Raw genomic sequence first — 15,307 nt, 5'->3', positions numbered from 1 at the left:
ACGGCGAAGGACCGCACCGAGGAAGTCGGCAACCATCGTCGCGACAAGACGGCCGCCAATCACACGGCAGACATCGGTGGTCATCTGGAGCAGCGCGTGCAGGGGCATGCCGAGCTGGAGGCGGGACAAGCCATCCGACATCGCACCAAGGTTGTTGAGCTGCAAGCCGGTGAGGTATTCCGACTGCGCGGCCCGGGCGGCACGATCACGCTGGACGACAGCGGCATCACCCTCGACGCCGTGATGACGCGATTCAAAGGCCCACTGGCGGGCGGCGGGGTCGGTCGTGGCAATCGCTTCGGCATCGACGGCAACCCACTGCCTGGCGCGCCCACCAATCCGACCGACTTGCCGCTCTCCGAGTAACCCCCAGGAGCCCACCCATGCTCATCAGCTTTCCTTTCTTGCGCGTGCCTAAACCGCGGACCGACGACGACCAGAACGACGGGACATTCGGCCTGGGGGAAAAGAGCGGTAAGGGTGCCTTCCCCGTCAGCTACCAGTTCGGCTGGCACGGCGGTGTGCATCTGGTGGCGCCGGGAGGCGACGCGAATCCAGAGCCGGTACGTGCCATCGCCGATGGCGAAGTCGTGTTCGCCCGCGTCAGCGCACCCAAGCCGAAGCAAACGCCAAGCGGGGCAGAACGCGACGCGAACCCCCTGTACTACTACGCTGGCTGGACCAGCAACGGTGTCGTTATCCTGAAGCACCAGACCGAAATCGGCGAGGGCGTCGAGGTGGTCTTTTACTCGATCTATCAGCACCTGAGCACCGTGGCGAACAAGCCGGGCACGCAGGAGGCGTTGAAGCCGGGCACCAAGGTGTATCGCAAGGATCCGATCGGTCAGGCTGGCGACATCTACGGCAGGCGCAACCGCATCCACTTCGAAATCGTCGCAGACAAAGCGAACGTGGTAAAGCTGATGGGGCGCAGCGAAGGCAAGCTTCCGGGTGACGAAGGGCGGCGAAACTGCGTTTGGGGCGACATGCACATCGTGGTTCCCGCCGGCACGCCCCTTTACGCGGTCAATCCGCGTACCGAAACCCGGAAATATGTGGTGCGGGCCTTCAATTCCGCCGTAGGCGCGGCCAACGATACGCTCGAAAGCGTCGCGCAGCGCTTCCGCACTACGCCGGCGCGCATTCTCGCGCTCAACGGCAAGACCGAGGCGCAAGCTGGCGATTGGTGGCCGAGGGTCACCGGCGCCTACCAAGCGGCCAGGGCATCAGCCCCGCAATCAGGCAAGAAGCAGCCTGCCCTGCACACGGATGCGCAGCGCACCATCCGCGTGCCTGCAGTCTATGGGGCGGCGGCCGCGACGCCCCCCGACGGTCTGACCGCCGAAGTGTGGGCGCAGTGGACGGTACAGCCCATCGGCCGAACCAAGGAAGCACTCATCGTCACCCTGAGCGAGGCGCGCGGCGACATTACCCTGATTACGCGTGACGTCAACAACAAGCGCAGAGGTAACACGTCCGAGCCCCAAGGAGGCTACAACCTCTACAAGACTGCGGTAGACACCTACCCCGGATGTCCCAGTGCCGGCTACGAGATGCTGCGCTTCGGACGTATCCTTGGGCCCGACGCGCCCGCCGAGACGGACCTCCACGAAGGCCGCCTGCCACACTTTCGCAAGATCGCCATCGACGCGAGCGCGACCGCCTTCGTCGACCTCAACTGCGCGGGTGTCAAGGTATACAGCGACGCTGACTTCCCCCATTGGCAAGGCTGGACCTTTATCGATGACGATACAGACGGCAATAGCAGCTGCGACTCGACGCAATTGCTCGATCTGATCGAGCCCCGACTCCCAACAAAGCATCCCGCCCCGGGTTTGCCGGATCCTGGCAACGTGCCGCGAGATGCGGCCACCGTCATCGACGCCGCTACCGAATACCGCGGTCGGCGGATTCGCGCCTACGCTAAAGCGCAGACCGGCGAAATGCGCGAGCGCTTGAGTTACTGCGTGGTCAAGATGCCGAGCGAATGGGCTCGTGACGATTTCGACAAACGTTGGGACTGGCTGAAAGGCGCCGAAGGAGAGAGCGCCGTTGCAAACATTGTGTTTCCGATGCACCTAGGCGACCCGGCATATGAAAGGCTCAAGCGCCATCATCAAGCCTTGGCGTTTTGGGAGGAGGCGGTGTCGAAAGGATTGGCATTGGATAAAGAGCACTATCACTTTCATCCGGTAAAGTTTATTGATGCGTTGAAACGTTGCAGTTGGCGCAGTATCCGTGAGTTGGCGCAAACCTTACCTCGGCGCTCCTCCCCAAATGCAGGAGGGGTGATCCCATGGTCAATTGCTTGGGATCGATGGGCGCGTGGTAATAGCGGAGATGGCTTCATGCCGCGAAACATGCACATTGCTATAAATCGCATGTGGTTGAAATATGGGTTTATCACTCCACTGAGGCAGGCTCACTTTCTGGCGCAAATATACAAGGAGAGCGGTGCTTTTAAATCGACTGCTGAGAAAGGTGATGAGCGCTACTTTCGTACCATGTACGAAGGTTTAACGCCAACAGAGGCTGGCGAGGATTACGACAATAAGCGGGCCTGGTTACAGGCTATGGGATTTCTGAGGGGAAGGGATCGTCCAACCTATGTCTTGCAACGCCCTGGGGAAATTCGCGCAAAAGCTCAAAGTTTAGGGAATACCCAACAGGGCGATGGGCCTCGTTTTCGGGGGCGCGGACTGATACACCTCACCGGCCGTAATGGCTATAAAATCTATGGCGAATTCCGCAATGCCGATTTCTTGACAGATCCGAATCCGACTAGGTTGGCAACAGATCCGTCTGTCGCGGCAGACTCGGCTGGGTACTTTTGGACAAGCAAGATGATGGTGTCGCCAAATACCGGTGCTCTCCGGAGTGGTATGAACATCCATCGTCGAGCCGATCTAGGCACGACCGACATCAATGTGTCAGCAATTACAACTCCGGTGAATGGCGGTAATACAGGATTGCTAGAGCGGCAAGAATTTTTTAAATACATCCACTTCATTTTTGATAATGGGGAAATTATGCTGTCAAGTTTGATATTAAAAAGGCAGGTTGAGGATTGAATTGCGTGTTGCCTGAAAATGAAATTCAAGGAAATTCAATGCGTAAAAGTAGATTGGGTGTGGTTAATCCGGGGCGATGTATTTCGTGCTTGTCGGTAATCATTTGTTTGTTATTTTTTGGACCTTCTATCTCGGAAGGTCGCGAGTCGATGCGGCGTTATGGTTCTTATCAGAACTGTGGCCTGTCACTTAGTCTTCCAAAAGCCCTCGCTCCTGTTGTTGATTACGCTGCGAGGCCGTGCGTGGGTTCGTATCGTGAGCAAAATGGCGCGACAATGCTGATCGGTTCTTTAGTCGGCGGTCGGAAAAATCCCAATCTACTCGAAAAATTACCAGCATTACACATCTACAGGCGCGATCTCGATAGCGTTTTGACATCAATCAACGGAAGCGGTTTGCGTCGAATTGCAAACGGATCTGTCATCTCAATAAGTGAATTCGAAGAAAAGGAGTGTGGATTATCTGGTGCGACGCATATATCCGAGGTCGTGGGGGCGAATTGGAGAGGTTGGGTTGCGGAAGATTTTTACAAAAATAACCGGGGCGTCGTATCGAACCCGGATTATTGCGAGAGATTTGATGGTCGGCATCGATGTATCAGATTAATCGTTGGAAACGCAAAAGAAACTGTGGCAATGAGCCAATATTGCCGACGAGGCGGAGACTTCGATCTTGATGCAGGGTTGAGCTATGACATTTTTATGGAAATCCTCGAATCTATAAAACTGCTTGAAGAATGAGACAAGAACAAGGGCCGGTTCACTGTTGGCATGATGACCGCTGAAGCATGAACAGGGTCGGATGCTCGATCTGACGCGACACATCACGGTGGTAAATCGCGCAAATGTCGGTCAGCTATTCTGCCGTTCAGGCTCCAACGGAACCCCGCATCCGTCCGGATCGCCGGACGGATATTTTCCGGAAATCCGGAATCCCGGATTTCCTTGCCTGCCGCATTATGAGAAATACAATGAAAACAATGGCTTGAGGGGTTCCGGAAACCTGGCATCGACCTTGCGATATGAAAAGCACGGCCATCCCCCCCGGCCTGACTATTAAACCAAGGAGACAATCGATGACCACTGCCTTCCACTCCCTCCGGACGTCCTGAGGCATCGCTTGTTGCGGCACGGCAGCCGCGCGGGCGAATGGCTCTTCCCCTGACATTCGTCCGCGCGCGTGACGCCGTTTCCACCGGCTCATCTACTTCAGCAGGAACCATCGTGAAGAAGAAACCCTTCTACAAAGTGCTCTACGTGCAGGTGATCTTCGCCATCATCGTCGGCGTGATCCTCGGCCACTTCTACCCGGCGCTCGCCACCGACATGAAACCGCTCGGCGACGGCTTCATCAAGCTGATCAAGATGGTGATCGGACCGATCATCTTCTGTACGGTCGTCACCGGCATCGCCGGCATGGAGGACATGAAGAAGGTCGGCCGCGTCGGCGGCAAGGCGCTGCTGTACTTCGAGATCGTGTCGACCTTCGCGCTGCTGCTCGGCCTCGCGGCCACGCACATCCTGCGTCCGGGCGTCGGCTTCAACATCGATCCGGCGACGCTGAACGGCAAGGAAGTCGCGTCGTACGCGGCGAAGGCGCACGGGCAGTCGACGGTCGACTTCCTGATGCACATCATCCCGAACACGATGGTCGATGCGTTCGCGCAGGGCGAAATCCTGCAGATCCTGCTGATCGCGCTGCTGTTCGGCAGCGTGCTCGCGCACCTCGGCGAGCGCGGCAAGGTCGTGACCGACTTCATCGACGGCCTCACGCGTGTGCTGTTCGGCATCGTGCACATCGTCACGAAGCTGGCGCCGATCGGCGCGTTCGGCGCGATGGCGTTCACGATCGGCAAGTACGGCGTCGGTTCGCTGGTGCCGCTGCTCAAGCTGATCGGCACGTTCTACCTGACCTCGGTCGTGTTCGTGCTGGTCGTGCTCGGCGCGATCGCACGCGCCACGGGCTTCTCGATCATCCGCTTCGTGTCGTACATCAAGGAAGAGCTGCTGATCGTGCTCGGCACGAGCTCGTCGGAAGCGGCGCTGCCGCAGCTGATGGAAAAGCTGGAGAAGGCCGGCTGCTCGCGCTCGGTGGTTGGCCTCGTCGTGCCGACCGGCTACTCGTTCAACCTCGACGGCACCAACATCTACATGACGATGGCCGTGCTGTTCATCGCGCAGGCGACCAACATCGAACTGACGTGGATGCAGCAGCTCACGCTGCTGGCGGTCGCGATGCTGACGTCGAAGGGCGCGAGCGGCGTCACGGGCGCGGGCTTCATCACGCTGGCCGCGACGCTCGCCGTCGTGCCGACGATCCCGCTGTCGGGCATGGTGCTGATCCTCGGCATCGACCGCTTCATGAGCGAATGCCGCGCGCTGACCAACATCATCGGCAACGGCGTCGCGACCGTCGTCGTGTCGGCCTGGGAAAAGGAACTCGACCGCAACAAGCTGCGCCAGGCGCTGAAGGGCGGCGGCGAGGTCACGACGACCGAGACGGCCGGCGTCTGACGTCATGAAGGAGCAGGCGGCGGCACCGCCCGCGGGCGGCGCGCCGCGCGGTGGCCCGGGCGGAGATGCGGAGCCCTATGACACAATAGGCGATCCGCATCGCCAGGAAGTCACGTCCGTGAAGCGCCGCCTGCTCATCCTCGTCGTGCTTGCCGCCGCGCTCGCGGCGGCGTGCGCGCTGACGTGGACCGTCACGTGGCGGCGCGGCGTCGCCGAGCTGCAGCGCAACGCCGCGGTGCGCGTCGACCGCACCACCAACGCGCTCAAGAGCACGCTCGACCGCTACGAGTCGCTGCCTTATCTGCTCGGCAGCCACCCGTACGTGCTGGACCTGCTCGCCGAGCCGAAGCGCGCCGATTTCACCGCGCGCGCGAACCGTTATCTCGAAGACCTCAACGAACACGCGCACGCGACCGTCACGTACGTGATCGGCGCGGACGGCCTGTGCGTCGCCGCCAGCAACTGGCGCGCGCCCGACAGCTTCGTCGGGACCGGATACCAGTTTCGTCCGTATTTCATCGATGCGATGAGCGGCCAGGTCGGCCGCTTCTTCGGGATCGGCACGATCTCGCGCGATCCCGGCTACTACATCTCGCAGCCGGTGTGGCGCGACGGCAGGATCGCGGGCGTCGTCGTCGTGAAGCTCAATCTCGAATGGTTCCAGGGCGCCGACGCGTCCGAACCGCTCGTCGTCGCGGACGATCACGGCGTCGTGTTCCTGTCGTCCGTGCCCGCGTGGAAATATCACACGCTGCATCCGTTGACGGGGCCCGTCGCCGCGTCGATCTACGAGACGCGCCAGTACGCGCAGCAACCCGTCACGCCGCTGCCGCTGCGCGTCGAGCAGGTGCTCGACGCCGACGCGGAGATCGTGCGCCTCGGTCCCGGCCTGCGCGCGCCGCGCTTCCTCGCGAGCAAGCGGCGGATCGGCGAGCCCGACTGGCTGCTGGTGACGCTCGCGCCGATCGCGCCCATCGACGCCGACGCGCGCAACGCGACGATCGTCACGGGCTTCGGCTTCGTGTCGGTCGCGCTGCTCGCGTTTTACTGGCGCATGCGCCGCGCACGCGTGCGCGAGATGATCCGCGGCCGCGCATTGCTGCAGCAGGCGTATGCGGAGCTGAACCGGCGCGTCGAGGAGCGCACGGCCGACCTGTCGGAGGCGAACGAGCAATTGCAGAAGGAGGTCGGCGACCGGATCCGCGCGGAACAGGAACTGCGCGCCGCGCACGACGAACTGATCCAGGCGAGCAAGCTCGCCGCGCTCGGCCAGATGGCGGCCGGCATCACGCATGAACTGAACCAGCCGCTCGCGGCGCTGCGCAGCTTCTCGGACAACACGCGCGTGCTGCTCGATCGCGGCGAGCAGGCGGCCGCGCGCGAGAACCTCGAGGCGATCGCCGCGTTGACCGAGCGGATGGGCAAGATCACCAATCAGCTGAAGCTGTTCGTCGGCCGCGCGAAGCCGCGCAACGAACGGGCGCTCGTCGTGCGCGCGCTGCGCAGCGTGCTGTCGCTGCTCGGCGACCGGCTGCGCGGCGTCGCGCTCACGCTGACGTTGCAGGATGCGACCGTGTCGCCCGCGCAGGATGCCCCGCTCGACCTCGCGTGCGACTATCCGGAACTCGTCGCCCGCTGCGAGGACTTGCGCCTCGAACAGGTGCTGATCAACCTGATCGGCAACGCGCTCGACGCGGTCGCGGGCGTCGCGGCACCGGCGATCGAAGTGACGATCGCGGTGTCGGTCGCGACGCTCGCGATCGAGGTGCGCGACAACGGCTCCGGCATCGCGCCCGACTTGCTGCCGCGCCTGTTCGAACCGTTCTTCACGACCAAGGAAATGGGGCGCGGGCTCGGGCTGGGCCTCGCGATCTCGTCGTCGATCGCGAGCGATGCGGGCGGGGCGCTGACCGCGCGCAATGCACCGTCCGGCGGCGCGCTGTTCGTCTTGACGCTGCGGCGCGCGCGCACGCATCATCCGGACTCGGTGTCCGAACCGGCGGGCTCGCACTAGGGCCGACCGGCATCAACGAGGGCCGCGCGCACCAGCGCCGCGCGGCCTGTCAGGAGCAAGTGACCAAGATGGCCAACCGGCTGCAAGTGATCTATATCGAAGACGATGCGCTCGTTCGCCGGGCGAGCGTGCAGAGCCTCCAGCTCGCGGGGTTCGACGTCGTCGGGTTCGAATCGGCCGAGGCGGCCGACAAGGCGATCGTCGCGGAAACCGCCGGCGCGATCGTCAGCGACATCCGGCTGCCCGGCGCGAGCGGGCTCGACCTGCTCGCACAGTGCCGCGAGCGCGTGCCCGACGTGCCGGTGATCCTCGTCACCGGCCACGGCGACATCTCGATGGCCGTGCAGGCGATGCGCGACGGCGCGTACGACTTCATCGAAAAGCCGTTCGCGGCCGAGCGGCTGATCGAGACCGTGCGCCGCGCGCTCGAGCGGCGCGAGCTCGTGCTCGAGAACCATGCGCTGCGGCGCGAGCTGGCCGGGCAGAACATCGTCGCGCCGCGCATCATCGGCCGCAGCCCGGCGATCGAACAGGTGCGCAAGCTGATCGCGAACGTCGCGCCCACCGACGCATCGGTGCTGATCAACGGCGACACGGGCGCCGGCAAGGAGCTGATCGCGCGCAGCCTGCACGAGCTGTCACCGCGTCGCGACAAGCCGTTCATCGCGGTGAACTGCGGCGCGCTGCCCGAGCCGATGTTCGAGTCGGAGATGTTCGGCTACGAGCCCGGCGCGTTCACCGGTGCCGCGAAGCGCCGCGTCGGCAAGCTCGAATACGCATCCGGCGGCACGCTGTTCCTCGACGAAATCGAAAGCATGCCGCTCGCGCTGCAGGTGAAGCTCTTGCGCGTGCTGCAGGACGGCGTGCTCGAACGGCTCGGCTCGAACCAGCCGATCCGCGTGAACTGCCGCGTCGTCGCGGCCGCGAAGGGCGACATGAGCGAACTCGTCGCGGCCGGCACGTTCCGGCGCGACCTGCTGTATCGGCTCAACGTCGTGACGATCGCGCTGCCGCCGCTCGCCGAGCGCCGCGAGGACATCGTGCCGCTGTTCGAGCACTTCATGCTCGACGCGGCCGTGCGCTACGGGCGGCCGGCCCCCGTGCTGACCGACCGGCAACGCGCGAGCCTGATGCAGCGCGACTGGCCCGGCAACGTGCGCGAGTTGCGCAACGCGGCCGACCGCTTCGTGCTCGGCGTCGCCGACATGCCGCAGGAAGCCGGCGCGGGCGGCGACGATGCGGAGAGCGACCAGACGCTGAAGGAGCGCATCGAGCAGTTCGAGCGCGCGGTGATCGCCGAGGCGCTGAACCAGACGGGCGGCGCGGTCGCCGCGACGGCCGACCGGCTGCATGTCGGCAAGGCGACGCTGTACGAGAAGATGAAGCGCTACGGGCTGTCGGCGAAAGGCGAAACCGAACGCTGAAAAAGAGACGGACCGCGGAACCGGGCTGGCCGGTCGGGCGGTCCGTGGTGCGGAGCAGGGCGCGGTGGGCGGCCCCGCGAGTCTTGTCGTGCGGCGCTCAGGCCGCGTTGCCGTCGAGCGCCTTCTTGAGCAGCGCGTCGAGTTCCGCGAATTGCGGGGCGCCGACGTAGCGCTTCAGGATCTTGCCGTCCTTGTCGACGACGAAGGTCGTCGGCGTGAGCTGCACGTTGCCGAACTGCTTCGCGACGCTGCCGTCGTCGAGCGCGACCTTGAACGGCAGCTGACGCGTCTGCGCGTAGTTCGCGACGTACATCGGCGGATCGTAGTTCATCGCGACCGCGACGAATTCCAGCCCCTGGCCCTTGAAGCGATTGTAGGTATCGACCATCTGCGGCATTTCCTGCATGCAGGTCGCGCAGCTCGTCGCCCAGAAATTCACGAGGTAGACCTTGCCCTTCAGGTCGCCGGCCGTCGACACCTTCTGGCCCGACAGCAGCGTGAACGTGGCATCCGGCACGGTGGACTTGCCGTTGAACGCGAAGAAGCCGGCAACGGCGATGGCCGCGACGACGACGGCCGCCACGATATAGCGGACGGGGCCGGTGCGGCGCTGGGCGGGAGGCGTGGTGTTCATCTGCGGTGCTCTCGGAGTCGGTCGATGACGCGGATCGATGCAAAGGACGTCGAAATTCGGCGCTCATTTTAGCGCGAATGCGGCGCGCGCACCGGCGGCCGCCACGCATACCGGGCGCCGGCTTCGGCGGATAATGGGCGTTTTTGCCTGTCCCCATCACTGCCATGCCGAAGGAAGTTCTCCATTCGTTGCGCCCCCTTTTTCGTCCGCTGCGACACTTCGCCGCGCTCGCATGCGTGAGCGCGGCGCTGGCCGCGTGCTCGCCGTCGTATGACTGGCGCACGCTGCACAACGACGCCGGCTACACGATCGACCTGCCGGCGAAGCCGACCGTCGAGGATCAGCCGGTGGCGGTCGGCGGCGCGTCGATGCCGATGCGGATGCAGGCCGCGCACGTCGACGGTGCGGTGTTCGCGGTCGGCACGCTGACGCTGCCCGACGACCGCGACGATACGCGCCGCGCGGCGCTCGAGTTCCTGCGGTCCGGGTTGTCGCGCAATCTCGAAGGCGCGCCGCAGACGGCCTCGGTGCCGGTGCCGCTCGCGGCCGGTGGCGCGGTGAACGGGCTCGAACTGCGCGTCGCGGGCGCGGCCAGCGGCGGCGACCATTCGCACAAGACGATCGTCGCGCGGCTCGTGGCGCGGGGCCGGCACGCATATCAGGCCGTCGCGATCGCCGACCGGCCGCTCGCGCAGGAGCAACTCGACCAGTTTTTCGGTTCGTTCAAACTCGACTGACAGCAGCCGGCGAGGGCGCTTGGACGCTTCGTGACAATTGAAAGTTCATTCGCAGCTTTCGACGCTAATCGCCGGATTTTGCGGGGATTTTTCGGCTATCCACAGTGCATGTGGATAACTTTGTTGAAAAGTTGATCGAATCTCCCGCAAAGCCGCGCCGGACGGCCTTCCGGCGCATTTCACAGCTCGTGATCATTTTGAGAAAAATCAATAAAAACAAAGGGATACGAATTTTGCGATGAAAGGGCGCCCATGCAGGGTGATCCGGGGCCGGATTCGTGAAATTGTGCATAAGTCAAGTCTTGACAGCCGTATTTTGTCCTCCGAAGGCGCTCACAGCGCCGTGAGCGCACGCCGGTAGCGGATCGCTTCGGCGATCTGCGCGGCCGTCGGCAACGGGTCGCCGGCGAGGTCGGCGATCGTGCGCGCGACCTTCAGCACGCGGAAATACGCGCGCGCCGACCAGCCGAAGCGCTCGCCGGCCTCGCGCAGCAGCCGCTCGCCGTCGTCGGTCGGCCGACACAGGTCGTCGGTTTCTCGGCCGCTCAGCATGTGATTGGTCTTGCCTTGCCGGTCGCGTTGCAGCGCACGCGCCTGGGCGACCCGTGCGGCGACCGCCGCGCTCGGCTCGCCCGGTGCCGTCGCGCGCGACGCGAGTTCGGCCGGCGACAGCGCGGGCAGGTCGATCTGGATGTCGATCCGGTCGAGCAGCGGGCCCGACAGCTTGCGCAGGTAGCGCGCGGCGGCATCGGGCGTGCAGCGGCAGCGCCCGGACGGATCGCCGTGCCAGCCGCACGGGCACGGATTCATCGCGGCGATCAGCTGGCACGCGGCGGGGAAGTCGGCCTGCTGCGCCGCGCGCGAGATCGTGATGCGTCCCGCTTCGAGCGGCTCGCGCAGCATTTCCAGCACGTGCCGGTCGAATTCGGGCAGCTCGTCGAGAAACAGCACGCCGAGGTGCGCGAGCGTGATCTCGCCCGGCTGAGGCGGGTTGCGGCCGCCGACCAGTGCGGCGGCGCTCGACGAATGGTGCGGCGAGCGGAACGGGCGCCGCCGCCACTGCGAGGGCGAGAAGCCGATGCGGCTCGCGGAAAGGAGCGCGGCCGACGTCAGTGCCTCGTCGTCGGTCAGCGGCGGCAGGAGGCCGGGCAGCCGCGCGGCGAGCATCGACTTGCCGGCGCCGGGCGGCCCGATCATCAGCATGTGGTGCCCGCCCGCGGCAGCGACTTCGAGCGCGCGCCGGGCGCCGCGCTGGCCGACGACGTCCGCGAGATCGGGCGCGGCGGGCGCCGGCACGCCGTCGAGGCAGGGCGCCGCGACCGGCGCGAGCCGGGCATCCGGCGTGCCGGCCAGGTGCGCGCACAGCGCGGGGAGGTCGGGCGCGCCGAACACGGTGACGCCCGGCACCAGCGCCGCCTCGGCCGCGCTGTCGAGCGGCAGGTACAGCTCGGGCGGGCGCGACAGGGCTGACACGCCGGATATCGCGACGCAATCGACGCCGGAATGGCCGCTGGAATCGAAACGGGAACCGGGACCGGAATCGAGGTCCGCTGCGGCATGACCCGCGCGCCAGTCGCGCGCGGCGCCGCACGCCATCGCGAACGCACCGCGCATCGGCCGCAGCGCGCCGGTCAGCGACAGTTCGCCCGCGAATTCGCGGCCGGCCAGCGCGTCGGCCGGGAGCTGGCCGTTCGCGGCGAGGATGCCGAGTGCGATCGGCAGGTCGAAGCGGCCCGATTCCTTCGGCAGGTCGGCCGGCGCGAGATTGACGGTGATACGCCTGACGGGGAAATCGAATCCGCAGTTCTGCAGCGCGGCGCGCACGCGCTCGCGGCTTTCGCGGACTTCGAGATCAGGCAGGCCGACGATCGAGAACGACGGCAGCCCGTTGGCAAGATGAACTTCGACGGTGACGTCCGGCGCGCGGCCGGCCGCCGGCGCGCGACTGCGCACCACGGCGAGCGACATGGCGAGGCTCCTGTAGATGAATCGGACGGGCTACGGCCGTTCGGGGCCGCATGCCGCGGGAATCGGAGGAATCGGTGCGCGCTGCCGGCGTGGCGCGGGAAAGAACGAGGAACGACGAACTGCGAAGAGCGAGGAACAGCGAAGAACGACGGAACGGCTAGCTGACTGGCTGATTTCCGGGTGACAGGCGCGGGCCGCACGAGGCGGCCCGCGCCCGGAACAGTCGGTCGGGTGGGGCGTCAGGCCTGGGACGCTGCGAGCTTCTGCTCGAGTTCCGCGACGCGCTTCTCGAGTTCCTCGAGACGCACGCGAGTGCGGGCGAGCACATGTGCCTGCGTGTCGAACTCCTCGCGCGTGACGAGATCGAGCTTCGAGAAGCCTTGCGACAACATGGCCTTCACGTTGCGCTCGACATCCTTGGCCGGCGAGTTTTTCAGCAGATCGCTGACGCGCGACTGCAGGTCGTTGAAAACATCGCTGGGTTGCTTCATGAGATTTCCTTCCTTGCACAAAAAGTGTGCATATTCAGTTGCATACGTGCCCATGATGCACGCATGACCGGAAATGGTGCGCTCGCGGCGCGATTTCCGGGCACGGCGCCCGCATGGGTGAATGGCCCGGTAAGCCGGGACGTGCGTGCACTCTAGCAACGATCCTTTCGGCGCGCCAGCAAACCGGGCCATGTTGGCCATTCGGCCGGGCTTCCGCACCTTTCAGCATCGGATGCGACCCTGTTTAAGAGCGGTTCGAGGCGGTCTTCGCACGAACATGGCATGCGAGTTGCTGAGGAGAGACCGTTACACCATTCCAACCAATTCGACGGGACCACCCAGCGAGAGGACTTCATGAAACTGATTACCGCAATCATCAAGCCGTTCAAGCTCGATGAGACGCGCGAAGCGCTCTCCGCGCTCGGCGTCTCGGGCATCACGGTCACTGAGGTGAAAGGGTTCGGGCGCCAGAAGGGGCACACCGAGTTGTACCGGGGCGCCGAATACGTGGTCGATTTCCTGCCGAAGATGAAGATCGAGGCGGCCGTGTCCGACGATCTCGTCGACCAGGCGGTCGAGGCGATCGAGCGGGCCGCCCGCACCGGCAAGATCGGCGACGGGAAGATCTTCGTCACGCCGATCGAGCAAGTGATCCGGATCCGGACCGGGGAGACCGGCGCAGACGCGCTGTAACAGACAAAGACAAGCGACAAGAGGAAACCCGAGATGCGCAAACTTCTGATGTCCCTGCTGATGGCCGGCTCGCTGATCGCGGCCGGTGTCGGTCCCGCGCTCGCCGACGACGCGGCTTCCGCCGCGGCTGCGTCCGCGCCCGCCGCAACGGCGTCCGATGCGTCGGCAGCCGCCGCTCCGGCCGCTTCGGCGCCGGCCGCCACGGACGCATCGGCGCCTGCCGCTGCCGCCGCACCCGCTTCGGGCGCCGCCTCCGACGCATCGGCCGCTGCCGCCGCGTCCGCGCCGGCCGCACCCGCCGCGCCGACCGAGCCGTTCTCCGTCGATTCGTCGAAGATCAGTGCCGGCGACACCGCGTGGATGCTGACGTCCACCGCGCTCGTGCTGTTCATGACGATCCCCGGCCTCGCGCTGTTCTACGCGGGCATGGTCCGCAAGAAGAACGTGCTCGCGACCGTGATGCAGAGCTTCGCGATCACCGCGGTGATCACGGTGCTGTGGACGGTGGTCGGCTACAGCCTCGCGTTCACGCCGGGCAACGGCTTCATCGGCGGGCTGTCGCGCGCGTTCCTGCACGGCATGAGCTACGTGAAGGGCGACAAGGCGACCACGCTGACCGTCAGCCACCTCGCGACGACGATTCCGGAATCGGTCTACTTCGTCTACCAGATGACGTTCGCGATCATCACGCCGGCCCTGATCTGCGGCGCGTTCGCCGACCGGATGAAGTTCTCGGCGATGCTCGTGTTCATGGCGCTCTGGTCGCTGATCGTCTATGTGCCGATCGCGCACATGGTGTGGGAGCCGACCGGCTGGCTGTCGGCCGACGGCGTGCTCGACTTCGCGGGCGGCACCGTCGTGCACATCAACGCCGGTATCGCGGGCCTCGTGTCGTGCCTGATGCTCGGCAAGCGCGTCGGCTTCGGTCGTGAGTCGATGGCGCCGCACAACCTCGTGCTGACGATGATCGGCGGCTCGATGCTGTGGGTGGGCTGGTTCGGCTTCAACGCGGGCTCCGCGGTCGCGGCCGACGGCCGTGCCGGCTTCGCGATGCTGACGACGCAAGTCGCGACGGCGTGCGCGGCGCTCGGCTGGATGTTTGCCGAATGGATCTCGCACGGCAAGCCGTCGGTGCTCGGCATCGTGTCGGGCGCGGTCGCGGGCCTCGTCGCGATCACCCCGGCCGCCGGCTTCGTCGGCGTGACGGGTGCGCTCGTGATCGGTATCGCGGCGGGCGTCGTGTGCTTCTGGTCGGCGACCTGGCTCAAGTCGAAGCTCGGCTACGACGATTCGCTCGACGCGTTCGGCGTGCACGGCATCGGCGGGATTCTCGGCGCGCTGCTGACGGGCGTGTTCGCGGTCAAGGACATCGGCGGCGCCGACGGCAGCCTGCTGCTGCAGGCGAAGGGCGTGCTGATCACGCTGGTGTACAGCGGCGTGCTGAGCTTCGTGCTGCTGAAGCTGATCGACCTGACGATCGGCCTGCGCGTGACCGAAGAGGAAGAGCGCGAAGGCCTCGACGTGGTGCTGCACGGCGAGCACGTCGAATAAGTCGTACGGATGACGGCGGGCCGCCGCGCAGACGGAGCCCGCCCCGAATGAGCGCAGCGACTTCGGCCCGCCCGCCCGGCGGGCTTTTTTTCTCCCGCCGCGTGCTGCCGTAGCGCATAACCCTTCACGCTATCGGGTCAATAGCCGAAAACTTCCTCCAAACCCTTGCGAAGCCGGGAACAATCCCCAAATGGGCGGGGCAATTGCTCTA

At 65.1% G+C, this 15,307-nt stretch carries 11 protein-coding genes and 1 pseudogene; 9 read left to right on the top strand and 3 right to left on the bottom strand.

Annotated features, from left to right (window positions below):
- From WS49_RS35550 to WS49_RS08105, 6 genes and pseudogenes are all read left to right on the top strand, one after another.
- Positions 1-366: pseudogene (locus tag WS49_RS35550) on the top strand (type VI secretion system Vgr family protein); the annotation flags it as partial.
- 17 nt (positions 367-383) lie between these two features.
- The gene (locus tag WS49_RS35995; RefSeq protein WP_059526279.1) at positions 384-3,071 is read left to right on the top strand and encodes a M23 family metallopeptidase; all 2,688 of its coding nucleotides are present in this window, start codon (positions 384-386) and stop codon (positions 3,069-3,071) included.
- A gap of 5 nt (positions 3,072-3,076) precedes the next feature.
- Complete coding sequence (locus WS49_RS34885) at positions 3,077-3,811, top strand: hypothetical protein (RefSeq protein ID WP_156441361.1); 735 nt, start codon at positions 3,077-3,079, stop codon at positions 3,809-3,811.
- Positions 3,812-4,294: 483 nt separating this feature from the next.
- Positions 4,295-5,584, top strand: coding sequence for a dicarboxylate/amino acid:cation symporter (locus WS49_RS08115; protein ID WP_059526276.1), 1,290 nt, complete (start codon positions 4,295-4,297; stop codon positions 5,582-5,584).
- 4 nt (positions 5,585-5,588) lie between these two features.
- Positions 5,589-7,598, top strand: coding sequence for a sensor histidine kinase (locus WS49_RS08110; protein ID WP_059526272.1), 2,010 nt, complete (start codon positions 5,589-5,591; stop codon positions 7,596-7,598).
- 68 nt (positions 7,599-7,666) lie between these two features.
- Positions 7,667-9,022: a sigma-54-dependent transcriptional regulator gene (locus tag WS49_RS08105; protein WP_059465914.1), complete on the top strand. Its 1,356-nt coding sequence runs from the start codon at positions 7,667-7,669 to the stop codon at positions 9,020-9,022.
- A 97-nt stretch (positions 9,023-9,119) separates the two neighbouring features.
- Here the strand turns inward: WS49_RS08105 and WS49_RS08100 are convergent, their stop codons facing one another.
- Positions 9,120-9,656 (bottom strand): peroxiredoxin family protein, encoded by a 537-nt coding sequence (locus tag WS49_RS08100; RefSeq protein ID WP_059526269.1) that lies wholly within the window; start codon positions 9,654-9,656, stop codon positions 9,120-9,122.
- Between the two features lie 164 nt (positions 9,657-9,820).
- Here WS49_RS08100 and WS49_RS08095 point away from each other — a divergent pair, with 164 nt between their 5' ends.
- Positions 9,821-10,393: a hypothetical protein gene (locus tag WS49_RS08095; RefSeq protein ID WP_059526266.1), complete on the top strand. Its 573-nt coding sequence runs from the start codon at positions 9,821-9,823 to the stop codon at positions 10,391-10,393.
- Between the two features lie 333 nt (positions 10,394-10,726).
- On the opposite strand, the gene WS49_RS08090 is transcribed toward WS49_RS08095, so the two are convergent.
- Together WS49_RS08090 and WS49_RS08085 are read right to left on the bottom strand one after the other, a co-directional pair.
- The gene (locus tag WS49_RS08090) at positions 10,727-12,361 is read right to left on the bottom strand and encodes a YifB family Mg chelatase-like AAA ATPase (RefSeq protein ID WP_059526262.1); all 1,635 of its coding nucleotides are present in this window, start codon (positions 12,359-12,361) and stop codon (positions 10,727-10,729) included.
- Between the two features lie 239 nt (positions 12,362-12,600).
- Complete coding sequence (locus WS49_RS08085; RefSeq protein ID WP_059526259.1) at positions 12,601-12,852, bottom strand: accessory factor UbiK family protein; 252 nt, start codon at positions 12,850-12,852, stop codon at positions 12,601-12,603.
- Between the two features lie 354 nt (positions 12,853-13,206).
- Between WS49_RS08085 and WS49_RS08080 the strand changes: the two genes are divergently transcribed.
- Both WS49_RS08080 and WS49_RS08075 read left to right on the top strand, forming a co-directional pair.
- Positions 13,207-13,545 carry a P-II family nitrogen regulator gene (locus WS49_RS08080; protein WP_006398175.1) on the top strand — a complete coding sequence of 113 codons (339 nt, stop codon included), beginning with the start codon at positions 13,207-13,209 and terminating at the stop codon, positions 13,543-13,545.
- Positions 13,546-13,578: 33 nt separating this feature from the next.
- Positions 13,579-15,096 (top strand): ammonium transporter, encoded by a 1,518-nt coding sequence (locus WS49_RS08075; RefSeq protein ID WP_059526256.1) that lies wholly within the window; start codon positions 13,579-13,581, stop codon positions 15,094-15,096.
- The last annotated feature ends 211 nt before the right edge of the window (positions 15,097-15,307 follow it).

Origin of the sequence: Burkholderia sp. RF7-non_BP4 (assembly GCF_001521935.1) — a bacterium.
Classification (GTDB): Bacteria; Pseudomonadota; Gammaproteobacteria; order Burkholderiales; family Burkholderiaceae; genus Burkholderia; species Burkholderia diffusa.
This window is presented reverse-complemented; position numbering and strand designations above follow the sequence as displayed.

What these genes read in the sequence shown, in the direction of transcription:
- WS49_RS08095 (WP_059526266.1), top strand. Translation starts at nt 9,821, where the DNA reads ATGCCGAAGGAAGTTCTCCATTCGTTGCGCCCCCTTTTTCGTCCGCTG.
- WS49_RS35995 (WP_059526279.1), top strand. Translation starts at nt 384, where the DNA reads ATGCTCATCAGCTTTCCTTTCTTGCGCGTGCCTAAACCGCGGACCGAC.
- WS49_RS08105 (WP_059465914.1), top strand. Translation starts at nt 7,667, where the DNA reads ATGGCCAACCGGCTGCAAGTGATCTATATCGAAGACGATGCGCTCGTT.
- WS49_RS08090 (WP_059526262.1), bottom strand. Translation starts at nt 12,361, where the DNA reads ATGTCGCTCGCCGTGGTGCGCAGTCGCGCGCCGGCGGCCGGCCGCGCG.
- WS49_RS08075 (WP_059526256.1), top strand. Translation starts at nt 13,579, where the DNA reads ATGCGCAAACTTCTGATGTCCCTGCTGATGGCCGGCTCGCTGATCGCG.
- WS49_RS08110 (WP_059526272.1), top strand. Translation starts at nt 5,589, where the DNA reads ATGAAGGAGCAGGCGGCGGCACCGCCCGCGGGCGGCGCGCCGCGCGGT.
- WS49_RS08100 (WP_059526269.1), bottom strand. Translation starts at nt 9,656, where the DNA reads ATGAACACCACGCCTCCCGCCCAGCGCCGCACCGGCCCCGTCCGCTAT.
- WS49_RS08085 (WP_059526259.1), bottom strand. Translation starts at nt 12,852, where the DNA reads ATGAAGCAACCCAGCGATGTTTTCAACGACCTGCAGTCGCGCGTCAGC.
- WS49_RS08080 (WP_006398175.1), top strand. Translation starts at nt 13,207, where the DNA reads ATGAAACTGATTACCGCAATCATCAAGCCGTTCAAGCTCGATGAGACG.